Origin of the sequence: Nocardioides sp. LMS-CY, assembly GCF_018732145.1 — a bacterium.
In the GTDB taxonomy this organism is placed as follows: domain Bacteria; phylum Actinomycetota; class Actinomycetes; order Propionibacteriales; family Nocardioidaceae; genus Nocardioides; species Nocardioides soli.
Map to the genome: position 1 here is coordinate 296,701 of NZ_CP076104.1, position 15,401 is coordinate 312,101.

Here is a 15,401-nt window from a genome sequence, read left to right on the forward strand (position 1 = left end):
CTGAGCCTCGAAACCACCTACCGGAAGACGACCGTCCGCGAGCCGTTGAGGAGCACGCGCGACTGGGAGTGCCAGCGGACGGCGCGGGAGAGCACCTGCGCCTCGACGTCGCGGCCGGCGGAGACCAGCTGCGCCTGGTCGTAGGTGTGGTCGACCCGCATCACGTCCTGCTCGATGATCGGGCCCTCGTCGAGGTCGGCGGTGACGTAGTGGGCGGTGGCGCCGACCAGCTTCACCCCGCGGTCGAAGGCCTGGTGGTAGGGCTTGGCGCCCTTGAAGCTCGGCAGGAACGAGTGGTGGATGTTGATCGCCCGCCCCGACAGCTGGCGGCACAGGTCGTCGGAGAGCACCTGCATGTAGCGCGCCAGCACCACCAGGTGCACCTCGTACTTGTCCACCAGCCGCATCAGCTCCGCCTCGGCGTCGGGCTTGGTGTCGGCCGTGACGGGCACGTGGTGGAAGGGGATGCCGTACGACGAGGCCAGCGCCTCGGCGTCGGGGTGGTTGGAGACCACCGCGGGGATGTCGATCTGCAGCGAGCCGGTGCTCGCGCGGAAGAGCAGGTCGTTGAGGCAGTGCAGGTGCTTGGAGACCATGATCAGCGTGCGGTACGGCGCGGTCGCGTCCCACAGCTCGAAGCTCATGTCGAACTCCGCGGCCACGGGCGCGAACGCCGTCCGCATGGCGTCTGCGTCGATCGGCCCGGGGGTCTCGAAGTCGATGCGCATGAAGAACCGCTGGGTGAGCGGGTCGCCGAACTGCTGGCTCTCCAGGATGTTGCCGCCGCGCGAGACCAGGAAGCCGGAGACGGCGTGCACGATGCCGGGCCGGTCCGGGCACGAGAGGATGAGAACATAGTCACCCGCCGCGATGGTGGGGGTGGCGAGAGAGGCCACGGGGATCAGCCGCCTTCCGATGTGCTCGCGATGTGCTCCGAGCATCTTGCCCCGAGTGTTGCGTGAACCGAAACGCATTCTGCGATACGCAACAATCCTGCGCTACTCTCCGGGCATGAGCGAGGGCGCCGTCGGGGTCCAGTCCGTGGACCGTGCCCTGACCGTCCTCGAGGTGCTCGCCCGGGTCGGCGAGGCCGGAGTCACCGAGATCGCGGGCGAGCTGGGCGTGCACAAGAGCACGGCGTTCCGGCTCGTCGCCACGCTCGAGGCGCACCGGCTGGTGGAGCAGACCAGTGACCGGGGGCGCTACCGCCTCGGGGTCGGCGTGCTCCGGCTGGCCGGCGCCACCACCGCCCGGCTGGACCTGGTGCAGGAGGCGCGGCCGGTCTGCCGGCAGCTGGCGGCCGACACCGGCGAGACCGTCAACATCGCGGTGCTCTCCGACCGGTCGGCGCTCTACCTCGACCAGATCGCGGGCTCCTCCGCGCTGCAGCCGCACAACTGGGTCGGGCAGCACATCCCGCTGCACGCGACCAGCAACGGCAAGGTCCTGCTCAGCGGCCTCGACGAGGACCAGCTGGCCGACATGCTCGGCACCCTTGCCCGCTACACCCGGCTGACGATCACGACGAAGGCCAAGCTCCGCGACGAGCTGGCCGAGGTGCGCGAGCGCGGGTACGCCGTGGCCGTCGACGAGCTCGAGGAGGGGCTCACCGCTGCGGCGGCGCCGGTGCGCAACGCCCACGGCGACGTGGTCGCCTCGATGAGCGTCTCGGGGCCCACGTTCCGGCTCCCGGAGCCGCGGGTCGACGAGGTGCTGACCCTGCTGACGGCGGCCGCCGAGGAGGTCTCGCACCGACTCGGCTGGGGGCACCGCTGACGGTGCCCCGCCGGACTGGTCGGGCAGGTCACCGGAGCGTTACATCTCGGCGTTTCCCTTGACGGGGGAGTGACCCCACTCCATCCTCAGGACCAACAACTGGTTGCGCGGAGAGGAATTTGTTGCGCAATACGCAACTCTGACCTCGCGCAGGGGAGTGATTCGGATGGTACCCGAGCTCTACCTGGACGGCGCGTGGGCAAGCGCTTCGGGTGGAGCGCGCCGTGAGATCCGGTGCCCGGCCGACGGCACGCTCGTCGGCGAGGTCGACGAGGCCACCGCCGCGGACACCGACCGCGCGATCGCCGCGGCGTACCACGCCTTCCACGACGGCGGCTGGCCGCAGACCTCGAGCCGCGAGCGCGGCGACCTGCTGCTCGCCGTCGCCGACCTCCTCGAGCGCGACACCGAGGAGATCGCCCGACTGGAGTCGCTCGACACCGGCAAGCGCCTGGTCGAGAGCCGGTACGACGTGGCCGACGTCGTCTCCGTGTTCCGGCACTACGGCCGGGTCGCCGCCGAGGACGCCGGCCGCGTCGTCGACACCGGCAACCCCGACGTCGTCAGCCGGATCGTGCACGAGCCGGTCGGCGTCTGTGCGCTGATCACCCCGTGGAACTACCCGCTGCTCCAGGTCTCCTGGAAGGTCGCGCCGTGCCTCGCGGCCGGCAACACGTTCGTGCTCAAGCCCAGCGAGATCACCCCACACTCGGCGGTCCACCTGATGCGGGTGCTCGAGGAGGCCGGCCTGCCGGCTGGCGTCGGCAACCTGGTCCTCGGCGCCGGCGCCGGCGCCGCCGCGGGCGCGCCGCTGGCCAGCGACCCGCGGGTCGACCTGGTCTCCTTCACTGGCGGCCTGGAGACCGGCCGGCGGCTGATGGCCGGGGCGGCCGCCACCGTGAAGCGGGTGGCGCTCGAGCTCGGCGGCAAGAACCCCAACGTGGTGTTCGCCGACGCCGACCTCGACGTCGCCCTCGACTTCGCGCTGACCGCCGTCTTCCTGCACTCCGGTCAGGTCTGCTCGGCCGGGGCTCGCTTGCTGGTCCAGGCGGAGATCCACGACGAGTTCGTCGACCGGCTGGTCGAGCGCGCGGAGCGGATCCGGCTCGGCGGTCCGTTCGACGACAAGGCGGAGACCGGGCCGCTCACCAGCGCCGCGCATCGCGACAAGGTCGAGGCGTACGTCGCGCGCGGCCTCGCCGAGGGCGCGGTGCTCCGGTGCGGCGGGGCCCGACCGGCCGACCCCGCGCTGGCCGACGGGTTCTACTACCTGCCGACCGTGCTCGACGGCTGTCGCAGCGACATGTCGGTCACCCAGGACGAGTCCTTCGGGCCGGTGCTCACCGTCGAGACGTTCGCCGACGAGGACGACGCGGTGCGGATCGCCAACGACTCGATCTACGGCCTGGCCGGCGCGGTCTGGACCCAGGACGCCGGGAAGGGGCAGCGGGTCGCCGCCCGGCTGCGGATGGGCACCGTGTGGATCAATGACTACCACCCGTACGTGCCGCAGGCCGAGTGGGGCGGCTACAAGCAGTCCGGCATCGGCCGCGAGCTCGGGCAGGCCGGTCTCGACGAGTACCGCGAGACCAAGCACGTCTGGCACAACATCCGGCCGGCAGTCCAGAACTGGTTCGCGGGGTAGGAGCGGGACATGGGTGCGGACCGGTTCGACTACGTCATCGTGGGCGGTGGCTCCGCGGGATGTGCCCTGGCGAACCGGCTCTCCGCCGACCCCGGCACGTCCGTGCTCGTCCTTGAGGCGGGCCGCTCGGACTTCCGGATCGACCCCTTCATCCACATGCCCGCCGCGCTGCCCTTCCCGATCGGCAACCGCCTCTACGACTGGCGCTACGAGACCGACCCCGAGCCGCACCTGAACGACCGCCGGGTCTACCACGCGCGGGGCAAGGTGCTCGGCGGGTCCTCCTCGATCAACGGCATGATCTTCCAGCGCGGCAACCCGATGGACTACGAGCGCTGGGCCGCCGAGCCGGGGATGGCGGACTGGGACTACCGGCACTGCCTGCCCTACTTCAAGCGGATGGAGCGCCTGCTGCTGCCCGACGGCAGCGACGGCGCGGACGCCTGGCGCGGCGGCGACGGGCCGCTGGTGCTCGAGCGCGGCCCGGCCGACAACCCGCTCTTCGGCGCCTTCTTCGCGGCCGCCCAGCAGGCGGGCTACCCGCTGACCGACGACGTCAACGGGTACCGCCAGGAGGGGTTCGCGAAGTTCGACCGCAACGTGCACCGCGGCCGGCGGCTCTCGGCCGCGCGCGCCTACCTGCACCCGGTGCGGCACCGGAAGAACCTCCGGGTCGAGACGCTCGCGTTCGTCACCGGGGTGCGCGTGCAGGGCACGCGGGCGGTCGGGGTCGACTACCTGCGCGGCGGGCGGCTGCGGCGCACGGCGTACGCCGGCGAGGTGATCCTCTGCGGCGGCGCGATCAACACCCCGCAGCTGCTGCAGCTCTCCGGCATCGGCGACGAGGAGCTGCTGCGCCGGCACGGCGTCCCGGTCGTGCAGCACCTGCCGGGCGTGGGCGCCAACGCGCAGGACCACCTCGAGGTCTACATCCAGTACGCCTCCAAGCAGCCGGTCTCGATCGCACCCGGGCTCGCGTGGCGCAAGCGTCCGGGCATCGGCTACCAGTGGCTGGTGCACCGCCGCGGGCTCGGCGCGACCAACCACTTCGAGGGCGGCGGCTTCTGCCGCAGCAACGACGACGTCGACTACCCGAACCTGATGTTCCACTTCCTCCCGGTCGCGATCCGGTACGACGGCTCCGCGCCGACCGAGGGGCACGGCTACCAGGTGCACATCGGGCCGATGTACGCCGACACCCGCGGTCACGTGCGGATCCGCTCCCGCGACCCGCGGCAGCACCCCTCGATCCTCTTCAACTACCTCTCGACGCCCAACGACCGGCGCGAGTGGGTCGAGGCGATCCGGGTCGCCCGCACCATCCTCAACCAGCCGGCCTTCGCGCCGTACAACGACGGCGAGCTCTCGCCGGGCCGCGACGTCGAGACCGACGACCAGATCCTCGACTGGGTCCGCGCCGACGCCGAGACCGCGCTGCACCCCTCGTGCACCGCGCGGATGGGCGTCGGCGAGAACACCGTCGTCGACCCCGCCTCGATGCGCGTGCACGGCGTCGAGGGACTGCGGGTCGTCGACGCGTCCGTCTTCCCCTTCGTCACCAACGGCAACATCTACGCCCCCGTGATGATGGTCGCCGAGAAGGCCGCCGACCTGATCGCCGGCAACACGCCACTCCCGCCCGCCGACGTGCCGTACTACCGCTACCGCGACGGCATGCCGCTCTATCCCGAGGAGTCCTCATGAACGAGCGCAGCGAGCGAACCGTCCAGAACGGCGACGCAGCCCTCTCCGTCAAGAACCTCTGGAAGATCTTCGGCCGCGGCGCCGACCGGATCGTCGGCACGCCCGACGCCGAACTGTCCCGCGCGGAGCTGAAGGAGAAGTCCGGCTGCGTCGTCGGCGTCCGCGACGTCTCCTTCGAGGTCGCGCCCGGTGAGGTCTTCGTCGTCATGGGCCTGTCGGGCTCCGGCAAGTCGACGCTGGTGCGCTGCCTGACCCGCCTCATCGAGCCCACCTCCGGTGAGATCGTCGTCGACGGCCACGACGTCGTCTCCGCCAGCGAGGCCGAGCTGCGCGAGCTGCGGCGTACCCACGCCTCGATGGTGTTCCAGCACTTCGGCCTGCTGCCGCACCGCCAGGTGATCGACAACGTGGCCTACGGCCTGGAGGTGCGCGGCGTCGGCAAGAAGGAGCGCCGGGCCAAGGCCGAGGAGATCGTCGGCCTGGTCGGGCTCTCGGGCTACGAGCGCTCCTACCCCGACCAGCTCTCGGGCGGCATGCAGCAGCGCGTCGGCCTGGCCCGGGCGCTGGCCAGCGACCCGTCGCTGCTGCTCTTCGACGAGCCGTTCTCGGCACTGGACCCGCTGATCCGCCGGGACATGCAGAACGAGGTGATCCGGCTCCACCGCGAGCTCGGGAAGACGATGGTCTTCATCACCCACGACCTCCAGGAGGCGCTCAAGCTCGGCGACCGGATCCTGATCATGCGCGACGGCGCGGTCGTGCAGATCGGCACGCCGGACGAGGTGGTCGGCGCCCCGGCCGACGACTACGTCAAGGACTTCACCTCCGAGGTGCCGCGCTCGCACGTGCTCACGCTCAAGTGGGTGATGCGCGATCCGCGGCCCGGCGACTCGACCGACGGCCCGGTGATGAGCTCCGACACCGTCGTCCGCCGGGCGGCCCAGGCCGCGCTCGCCTCCGAGCACCCGGTGCGGGTCGTCGACGACGGGCAGCTGGTCGGCATCGTCGACGACGACGCGATCCTGCGCGTCGTGGTCGCGGAGGAAGAAGTTTCAGCATGAGCACCCCACGAAATCGCGAGCTTCCCCCGCTGCGCTCCGCCAGCCCACGATTCCGCGGGGATCCCGCATGACGGCCACCATCGCCCCGCCGCGCCCGCAGGCCGGCGCCGAGCCGCCGCCCCCGAGTGAGCCGCGCAGCCTGCCGCGCTGGGCCTGGGCGCTCGTGGTCATCGGCGTCTGGATCGTGGTCTGGGCGCTGACCAAAGGCACCGACACACTCGAGATCCCGGTGCGGGTGCACACGGAGGTCCAGCAGCAGCTCACCGACTTCCGCGACTCCGTGCTGGCCAGCCGCGACACCAATCCGCTGATCCAGTTCACCTACAGCCTCGGCGGCTGGTTCACCGACGTCGTCGACTGGGCCCAGCGGATGATCTCGATCCCCGACTTCCCGCGGCCGGTCCCGCAGATCGGGTGGCTCGGCGTCACCGCGATCGCCACCTGGATCGGGCTGGCGGTGGCCGGCTGGCGGATCGCGCTGCTGGTGGGTGCGTCCTTCGTCTCGTTCGGCCTGTTCGGCTACTGGTCGGACTCGATGGACCTGCTGATCGTCACGTTCGTGGCGGTCGTCTTCTCCGTGCTGATCGGGATGCCGCTCGCCGTCTGGTTGGGCACCAGCCGCCGGCCGTGGGTGGTGTCCATGATCAACACGCTCCTGGACATCTTCCAGACGATGCCGACGTTCGTGTACCTGCTGCCGATCGTGCTCTTCTTCGGCATCGGCGCCTCCGCCGCGGTGGTCTGCACGCTGATCTATGCGCTGCCGCCGATCATCCGGGTCGCCGGCCACGGCATCCGCAACGTCTCGCCGACCACGATCGAGGCCACCGACGCGGCCGGGCAGACCTCCTTCCAGCGGCTGCGCAAGGTGCAGCTGCCGATGGCGCGCAAGACGATCGTGGTCGGCCTCAACCAGACGATCATGGCGGCGCTCTCGATGGCGACCATCGCGGCGTACGTCGACGGCCCGGGCCTGGGCAAGCCGGTGCTGTCCGCGCTGTTCAAGAACGACGTCGGCGGCGCGTTCGTGCCGGGCATGCTGATCGTCGTCATGGCCGTGATGCTCGACCGGACGACGACCGCCGCCAGCGAGGCGTCCGAGCGGGCCGCCCGCGGTCAGGTCGACCTCCGGCTACGCCGGATCGTCCTCGCGGTCACCGCGGTGGGCGCACTGGTCGCGGTGTGGGCGTCGCGCACCTACATCTCGCTCGCGGAGTTCCCCGAGACGTCCTGGGGACCCACGCTCGCCGGGTGGGTCGACGACTTCACCGAGTGGTTCACCGACACGTTCCGGGGCGCGACCGACTGGTTCAAGAACCTCATCAGCGACTACCTGCTCAACCCGCTCCAGTCGCTGATCGCCGAGTCGCCCTGGTACGTCACCGCCACCGCGATCCTGCTGCTCGCGTTCGTCTTCGGCCGCGCCCGCGCGCTGCTGCCGACGGTGATCTGCCTGGCCGGGCTGCGCTACTTCGGCCTGTGGCACGACTCGATGATCACGCTGACGATGACCCTGGTCGGCACGCTCCTGGTGATGATCCTCGCCGTGGTGTTCGGCGTCTGGATGGCCCGCCGGGCCTCCGTCGACCTGATGCTCCGGCCGGTGCTCGACGCCGGCCAGACGATCCCGCCGTTCGTCTACCTGATCCCGATGCTGGCGCTCTTCGGGCCCACCCGGTTCACCGCGATCGTCGCCGGGGTCGTGTACGCCGCGCCGGTGGCGATCAAGCTCGTGGCCGACGGGGTCCGGGGGGTCTCGCCGACCACGCTCGAGGCGTCGCGCTCCACCGGCGCGACCACCTGGCAGGAGATCACCAAGGTGCAGCTGCCGATGAGCCGGAGCTCGCTGGTGCTGGCCGCCAACCAGGGACTGCTCTACGTGCTGGCGATGGCCGTCATCGGCGGCATGGTCGGCGCCGGCGCCCTCGGGTACGACGTGGTGCTCGGCTTCTCGCGCTCGGAGGAGTGGGGCAAGGGCGCGGCCGCCGGCATCAGCATCGTGCTGATCGGGATCATGGTCGACCGCATCTGCCGCGCCGCCGCCCACGACGAGGCCGTGACGCACGACGCCACCCGGCGGCCCCGATGGCGAGCCGCCCTCGGCGGTTGACGAACCACACGCTCGGAACGGAAGACATCGCACAGCCCGACGGAGGAGATGGAATGCGGAAGATGCGAATCGGAACGAAGCTGACGGCGGTCGCGGCGGTCGCGGCGTTCGTCCTGGCCGGCTGCGGCGACGGCGGGTCGATCGACGAGCAGACCGAGGCCAACGAGTCGGGCGCCGCCGGTGGCGGCGACTGCGGCGACCTCAACATGGCGGTCAACCCATGGGTCGGCTACGAGGCCAGCGCCTACGTGGTTGGCACCGTCGCGCAGGAGAAGCTCGGCTGCAAGGTCAACTACAAGGACCTCAAAGAGGACGTCTCCTGGCAGGGCTTCGGCACCGGCGAGGTCGACGTCGTCATCGAGGACTGGGGCCATCCGGACCTCGAGAAGAAGTTCTTCGACGGCTCCGGCGACGGCAGCGCGACCGACTTCGGCGAGAACGGCAACGTCGGCATCATCGGCTGGTACGTCCCCGGCTGGCTCGCCGAGGAGCACCCCGACATCCTCGACTGGAACAACCTGAACAAGTACGCCAAGGAGTTCGCTACGTCGGAGTCCGGTGGCAAGGGCCAGTTCCTCGGGTCCGACCCGTCGTACGTCCAGTTCGACGAGGCGATCATCAGCAACCTCGGCCTCGACTTCAAGGTCGTCTTCTCGGGTGGCGAGGCCGCGACGATCACGGCGTTCGAGCAGGCGCAGAAGAACAAGGAGTGGCTGATCGGCTACTTCTGGGAGCCGCAGTACGTCCACGCCGAGGTCCCGATGGAGAAGGTCGCGCTGCCGCCGTACGAGGACGGCTGCCAGGACGACCCGGCCACGGTCGACTGCGACTACCCCGAGACCCCGCTGAAGAAGATCGTGTCGACCTCGTGGGCCGACGAGGGCGGCCCGGGCGTCGACCTGGTCAAGAACTTCAACTGGACCAACGACGACCAGAACCTCGTCGCGGCCTGGATCACCTCCGACGGCATGTCCCCCGCGGACGCCGCGGCCAAGTGGGTCGAGGAGAACCCCGACAAGGTGGACGCCTGGATCGGCTGAGTCGCGTGCGATCGGGGAGGAGCCGCAGATGACCGACGTACACGAGAGAGCGGGAGCGCCGGCGGGGTCCGGCGCCCCGCGGGAGCCCGACGGCAAGCTGCCGATCGACAAGGTCGTGTTCGGCGTCGCCGCCGCGATCTCCATCGCCTTCGTCGCCTCCGGGGTCGTCGCCCCGGAGGCGATGGGAGACGGCACGTCCGAGATCCTGGCCTGGGTCACCGACTCGTTCGGGTGGCTGTTCGTGCTCACCAGCGCGGGCTTCGTGATCTTCTCGGCCTACCTGGCCATCTCCCGGTTCGGGAACATCAAGCTCGGCCCCGACGACTCCGAGCCGGAGTTCTCGACGTTCTCCTGGGTCTCGATGATGTTCGCGACCGGCATGGGGATCGGGCTGATGTTCTGGGGCGTCGCCGAGCCCCTGACCCACCTGAACACCCCGCCGCTCGGGCTCGCCGAGCCGGCGAGCCCGGAGGCCGCCAACCTCGCCATGGAGTACACGTTCTTCCACTGGGGCTTCCACCCGTGGGCGATGTACGCCGTGATCGGCCTGGCGATCGGCTACTTCGCCTACCGCAAGCGCGCCGGCAACCTGGTGAGCGGCACGTTCCGGCCGCTGCTCGGCGACCGGGTGGACGGGCCGGTCGGCAAGGGCATCGACGTCATCGCGATCTTCGCGACGCTCTTCGGCTCGGCCACCTCGCTCGGCCTCGGTGCGCTCCAGATCACCGGGGGCATCGACAACGTCTTCGGCGAGGGCGGTGACAGCAAGCTCCTGGCGGTCGGGGTGATCGGCTTCCTGACGCTCTGCTTCGTGGCGTCCGCGGTCTCGGGCGTCGAGAGGGGCATCAAGTACCTCTCGAACGCCAACGCGGTCGCGGCCGGGCTGCTGGTGCTCTTCCTCTTCGTCGTCGGCCCGACCGTGTTCATCCTGGGCACGTTCACCGAGTCGCTCGGCGGCTATCTCACCCACCTGCCGACGATGAGCTTCCGCACCGGGGTGTTCGGCGACAGCGCGTGGTTGAACGGCTGGACGATCTTCTACTGGGCCTGGTGGATCTCGTGGACGCCGTTCGTCGGCATGTTCATCGCCCGGATCTCGAAGGGCCGGACCATCCGGCAGTTCGTGATCTTCGTGATCCTGGTGCCGAGCCTGGTGTCGTTCGTCTGGTTCTCGATCATGGGCGGCGCGGCGTTCGACCTCCAGCTCAAGGAGGGCGTCGACATGCCGGCCTCGCTCGCCGCCGGGCTGGAGAACGCGCTCTTCGACACCCTGCGCGAGTTCCCGCTGTCGGGCATCACGGTCGGCCTGGCGATCTTCCTGGTGGCGATCTTCTTCGTCACCGGCGCGGACAGCGCGTCGATCGTGATGGGGATGCTCAGCGAGCACGGCGAGGAGGAGCCGCGGCGCTGGCTGGTCGTCTTCTGGGGCGTGGCGATGGGCTGCGTCGCCGCGCTGCTGCTCTGGCAGGGCGGACTGGAGGCCCTGCAGACCCTGGTGATCATCGTCGCCGGACCGTTCATGGTGGTGCTGATCGCGATGTGCTTCTCGCTGATGAAGGCGCTGCGCCAGGAGCCCGACATCTCGCTGATCCCGAGTCGCGAGCGCGAGCTGCTGCTCGAGCAGCGCCGAGAGGGCTCCGCGCCGGAGTGACCGACGACCGGACGACCCCGCGACCGCCTTGACAGTCGCGGGGCGTCCGGCCAACACTGAGGATGGTTTCGTAATACGCATCGTGTTGCACAATACGCAACAATGAAGGAGACGCCATGGCCACCGTCCCCGCCTCGGCGAAGGTCGTCGTGATCGGCGCCGGCATCGTCGGCAACAGCCTCGTCCACCACCTCGCGCGGCTCGGCTGGCGCGACATCGTGCAGATCGACAAGGGGCCGCTGCCGAACCCGGGCGGCTCGACCGGCCACGCCTCCAACTTCATCTTCCCCGTGGACCACTCCCGGGAGATCACCGATCTGACGCTCGACTCCGTGCGGCAGTACCAGGAGATGGGCGTCTTCACCCAGTCCGGCGGCTTCGAGATCGCGCGCACGCCGGAGCGCATGGAGGAGCTGCGGCGCCGGATGTCGAGCGCGCGGGCGTGGGGCATCGAGTCCGAGCTGGTCGACCCGGCGTTCGTGAAGGAGAAGGTGCCCTTCATCGAGGAGGACCAGTTCATCGGGGCGTTCTGGACGCCGAGCGTGGGCGTGGTCGACTCGCTGCGGGCGGGCACGATCATGCGCGAGCGCGCGCTGGAGGCCGGGGCGCTCACCGTGGTGCCGAACGCCGAGGTCGTCGGCCTCGACGTGGAGGACGTGCCCAGTGGTCGCAGGATCCGCCGGGTGCGCACCGACGGCGGCGACATCGAGACCGAGTACGTCGTGATCGCCTGCGGCGTCTGGAGCCCCAAGATCGGCGACATGGCCGGGATCTCGATCCCGCTGACGCCCGCGGTGCACCAGATGATCAGCGTCGGGCCGTGCCCGCAGCTGGCCGAGCGGGAGGGCGAGATCTCCTTCCCGATCGTCCGCGACATGGACACCTTCTGCTACGAGCGGCAGCACGGCGCCGACATGGAGGTCGGCTCCTACGCGCACCGCGCGATCCTGCACGAGCCCGAGGACATCCCCTCGATCGAGCAGGCGAAGCTGTCGCCGACCGAGATGCCCTTCACCTCCGACGACTTCGACCCGCAGCTGGAGCAGGCCTACGAGCTGATGCCGGAGCTGCTCGGCGCCGAGGGTGCGGAGATGCGCTACGCCATCAACGGCCTGCTGTCGCTGACCTGCGACGGCAACCCGATCCTCGGTGAGAGCCTGGTCGAGGGTCTGTGGACCGCGGCCGCGGTCTGGATCAAGGAGGGTCCGGGCGTCGGCCGTGCGGTCGCCGAGTGGATGGTCGACGGTCACTCGGAGATCGACGTCAGCCACAGCGACATCCGGCGCTTCCACCCCCACCAGATGCGCCGCGAGCACACCCGGCTGCGCACCACCGAGTCGTTCATCAAGACCTACGGGATCGTGCACCCGTCCGAGCAGTACGAGTCCGACCGCGACCAGCGCCTCGCCGCGATGCACGACTCCCAGGTGAAGCTGGGCGCCGTCTTCTTCGAGACCGGCGGCTGGGAGCGGCCGCACTGGTACGAGTCCAACGCCCCGTTGCTCGAGGAGTACGGCGACGCGGTGCTGCCCCGCGAGCACGAGTGGGACGCCCGCTGGTGGAGCCCGGTCATCAACGCCGAGCACCTCCGGATGCGCGAGGCCGGCGGCGTCGTCGATCTCTCGGCGTTCGAGGTCTTCGACATCACGGGCCCGGGCGCGCTCGACGCCGTGCAGAGCACCTGTGTCGCCCAGTGCGACGTGCCGGTCGGCAAGGTCGTCTACACGCCGGTGCTCGACGGGGCGGGCGGCTTCAAGGCCGACCTCACCGTGATGCGCCTGGGCGACGAGCACTTCCGCGTCGTCACCGGAGCAGCGCACGGCCCGGCGGACCGGTCGTGGTTCGCCGACCACGCCGGGCCCGACACGACGCTCACCCCGCGCACCGACGACATCGCGACGATCGGCCTGTGGGGTCCGCGGGCCCGCGATGTGCTCGCCTCACTCACCTCCGACGACGTGTCCGGCGAGGGCTTCGCGATGCTCACCTGCCGTGAGATCACGGTCGCCGGCCTGCCGGTGCTCGCGTCGCGGATCTCCTACGTCGGCGAGCTCGGCTGGGAGCTCTACGTCGGGGTCGACGCCGCCGCGCAGCTCTGGGACGCGCTGCTCGACGCCGGCTCGTCGTCCGGCGTGGTGCCGGTCGGCATCGGTGTCTACGGCACCACCGGTCGGATCGAGAAGGCCTACCGGGCCGTCGGCGCGGAGCTCGACGCCGAGCGGACCATCGTCGAGGCCGGCATGCAGCGGCCGAAGGTCAAGGCCGCCGACTTCACCGGCCGGGAGGCCTACCTCGCGCAGCGCGCTCGGCTCGATTCCGGGGAGGCGCCGGAGACCGTGCTCTGCACGATGGCCGTCGACGACCACACGTCGGCGTCCGGGGTGAAGCGCTACATGCTGGGCGGCGAGCCGATCCTGACCCGCTCCGGCGAGCCGCTCACCGACGGCCACGGTCACCACCCCTACGTCACCACCGCCGGCTCGGCGCCGTCGCTGGGCAAGCACCTGCTGATGGCCTACCTGCCGCCCGAGCAGGCGCGGGTGGGCACCGAGCTCGCCGTGTCGTACATGGAGGAGCTCTACCCGGTCACCGTCGTCTCCGCCGACGCCACCGCGCCGTACGACCCCGCCAACGAGCGGATGAAGTGATGGTCGCGCCCCTGGTCGCCGTCAAGCGGGTCGTCGACTCCTCCAGCGAGGTGGTGCTGACCGACGACGCGCAGGCGGTGGACGGCCGGTTCGCCGGCTTCACCATGAGCGCGCACGAGGAGTGCGCGGTCGAGCTCGCCGTCCGTCTCGGTGAGTCCCGGGTCGTCACCCTCGGCGACGCCGACGCGGTCGAGCAGCTGCGTGCGGCACTCGCGGTCGGCTGCACGGCGGCCACCCACCTCGTGGCCGATCCGCAGACCTTCGGCCCCGCCGACGTCGCCCGCGAGCTGGCGGGCGTCGTCCGCGAGCACGGGCACGACCTGGTGCTGCTCGGCAACGACGCCGCCGACAGCGGCGACTTCCAGGTCGGCATCCGGCTGGCCTACGAGCTGGGCTGGCCGGTGGTCAACGGCGCCCAGACCGTGACGGTGGGGGACGGTCCCGACGGGCCGACCGCGACCGTGCACGTCTCGGGCCCCGACGGGCACGAGACCTACCGGCTGCCGCTGCCCGCGGTCGTCACCGTGCTCGAGGGCGGGGTCGAGCCGCGCTACCCGACCGTCCCGGGCCGGATGAAGGCGAAGAAGGTCCCGATCGAGGAGCGCGAGCCGGCCGCTCCGCCCGCGGGGACCGGCCGGGTTCGGCTGCTGCTGCCCCCGCCGACGCCGTCGGACGTGCAGGTGCTCGGCAAGGGCGCCGAGGCCGCGCCCGCGGTGGTCGACCTGTTCGAGCGGCTGGGGGTGATCGCCCGATGATCGTCGTGCTCGTCGAGACCGACCTGTCCGGCGCCGCCGTCGAGGTCTCCCGCGAGACCGTCGCCTTCGCCCGCTCGCTCGCGGAGGCCGGGGGCGGCGTGCCGATCGACGCCGTGGTCGTCGGCGAGCCGTCGGCCGGGCTGGCCGAGCAGCTCGCGGCGTACGGCGTCCGCGACGTGCACGCGCTGACCGGCGAGGCGTTCGACGCGTTCTCCGGGGCGGCCTGGGCCGCGGGCGTCCTCGGCGTGCGGGCCGCCAAGAACGCCGTGGTCGTGATGGCCGCCGGCACGCCGCGCGGCAACGAGGTGATGGCCCACGTCGCCGCCCGGGCCGGTGTCGCGATGGCGGCCAACGTGCTGTCGTTCTCGGGCCTGTCGCCCTTCACCGTGACCCGCCAGGTCGTCGGTGGCGCGGCGCTCGAGGAGATGGAGCTCGGGCAGCGGCCCGCGGTGTTCACCGTCGCCGGCCACGCCGTGGAGGCGACGCCGGCGCCGACCCCGGGCGTCGGGAACGTCGTGGTCGAGCGGCCGGTCGTCGACCCCGCCGACCTGGTCGCGCGGGTGGTGTCGACCGAGGAGCCCGAGCCGGACCTGTCCGGCAGCCTCAAGTCCGCCAAGGTCGTCGTCGGCGCGGGCCGCGGCGCCGGGTCGGCCGACGGGTTCGCCGACCTGCTCGAGCTGACCGAGCTGCTCGACGGGTCCCTCGGCGTCTCGCGGGTGGTCACCTCGCTCGGCTGGCGGCCGCACCACGAGCAGGTGGGCCAGACCGGGTCGCGGATCTCGCCGGACCTCTACATCCCGTGCGGCATCAGCGGCGCCATCCAGCACTGGGCCGGCTGCTCGTCGGCGAAGGCGATCCTCGCGATCAACACCGACGCCGAGGCGCCGATGGTCACCAAGGCGACGTACGCCGTGATCGGCGACCTGCACGAGGTGGTGCCGGCGATCAACGCCGAGATCAGGCGCCGGCGCGCGGGCTGACGGCTGCGCGCCGTACCCGGTCCGCCTACCC

General features: G+C 71.0%; 11 protein-coding genes. 10 read left to right on the forward strand and 1 reads right to left on the reverse strand.

Annotation, left to right across the window (positions count from 1 at the left end):
- Nucleotides 1–17 precede the first annotated feature (17 nt).
- Nucleotides 18–896, reverse strand: a complete 879-nt coding sequence (gene purU, locus KM427_RS01415) for a formyltetrahydrofolate deformylase (RefSeq protein ID WP_252274939.1) — start codon at nt 894–896, stop codon at nt 18–20.
- 115 nt (nt 897–1,011) lie between these two features.
- On the opposite strand from purU, the gene KM427_RS01420 reads away from it, so the two are divergent.
- The 10 genes from KM427_RS01420 to KM427_RS01465 all read left to right on the forward strand — a co-directional run bounded on the left by KM427_RS01420 (nt 1,012) and on the right by KM427_RS01465 (nt 15,370).
- Nucleotides 1,012–1,776 (forward strand): IclR family transcriptional regulator, encoded by a 765-nt coding sequence (locus tag KM427_RS01420; RefSeq protein WP_183595484.1) that lies wholly within the window; start codon nt 1,012–1,014, stop codon nt 1,774–1,776.
- A 166-nt stretch (nt 1,777–1,942) separates the two neighbouring features.
- Nucleotides 1,943–3,421, forward strand: a complete 1,479-nt coding sequence (locus tag KM427_RS01425; protein WP_215526006.1) for an aldehyde dehydrogenase family protein — start codon at nt 1,943–1,945, stop codon at nt 3,419–3,421.
- Between the two features lie 9 nt (nt 3,422–3,430).
- Nucleotides 3,431–5,125: a choline dehydrogenase gene (gene betA / locus KM427_RS01430; RefSeq protein WP_215526007.1), complete on the forward strand. Its 1,695-nt coding sequence runs from the start codon at nt 3,431–3,433 to the stop codon at nt 5,123–5,125.
- Complete coding sequence (locus tag KM427_RS01435; RefSeq protein ID WP_183595481.1) at nt 5,122–6,186, forward strand: quaternary amine ABC transporter ATP-binding protein; 1,065 nt, start codon at nt 5,122–5,124, stop codon at nt 6,184–6,186. Before betA ends, KM427_RS01435 begins: the two co-directional genes overlap by 4 nt.
- A gap of 67 nt (nt 6,187–6,253) precedes the next feature.
- Nucleotides 6,254–8,296, forward strand: a complete 2,043-nt coding sequence (locus tag KM427_RS01440; RefSeq protein ID WP_183595480.1) for an ABC transporter permease — start codon at nt 6,254–6,256, stop codon at nt 8,294–8,296.
- A gap of 53 nt (nt 8,297–8,349) precedes the next feature.
- The gene (locus KM427_RS01445; RefSeq protein ID WP_252274941.1) at nt 8,350–9,336 is read left to right on the forward strand and encodes an ABC transporter substrate-binding protein; all 987 of its coding nucleotides are present in this window, start codon (nt 8,350–8,352) and stop codon (nt 9,334–9,336) included.
- 28 nt (nt 9,337–9,364) lie between these two features.
- Nucleotides 9,365–10,987 carry a BCCT family transporter gene (locus tag KM427_RS01450; protein WP_183595479.1) on the forward strand — a complete coding sequence of 541 codons (1,623 nt, stop codon included), beginning with the start codon at nt 9,365–9,367 and terminating at the stop codon, nt 10,985–10,987.
- Between the two features lie 116 nt (nt 10,988–11,103).
- The gene (locus KM427_RS01455) at nt 11,104–13,635 is read left to right on the forward strand and encodes a GcvT family protein (protein ID WP_215526008.1); all 2,532 of its coding nucleotides are present in this window, start codon (nt 11,104–11,106) and stop codon (nt 13,633–13,635) included.
- On the forward strand, nt 13,635–14,390 hold the full coding sequence (locus KM427_RS01460; RefSeq protein ID WP_215526009.1) for an electron transfer flavoprotein subunit beta/FixA family protein: 756 nt from the start codon (nt 13,635–13,637) through the stop codon (nt 14,388–14,390). Before KM427_RS01455 ends, KM427_RS01460 begins: the two co-directional genes overlap by 1 nt.
- A complete protein-coding gene (locus KM427_RS01465) occupies nt 14,387–15,370 on the forward strand; it encodes an electron transfer flavoprotein subunit alpha/FixB family protein (RefSeq protein ID WP_183595476.1) in 984 nt (327 codons plus the stop codon). Before KM427_RS01460 ends, KM427_RS01465 begins: the two co-directional genes overlap by 4 nt.
- The last annotated feature ends 31 nt before the right edge of the window (nt 15,371–15,401 follow it).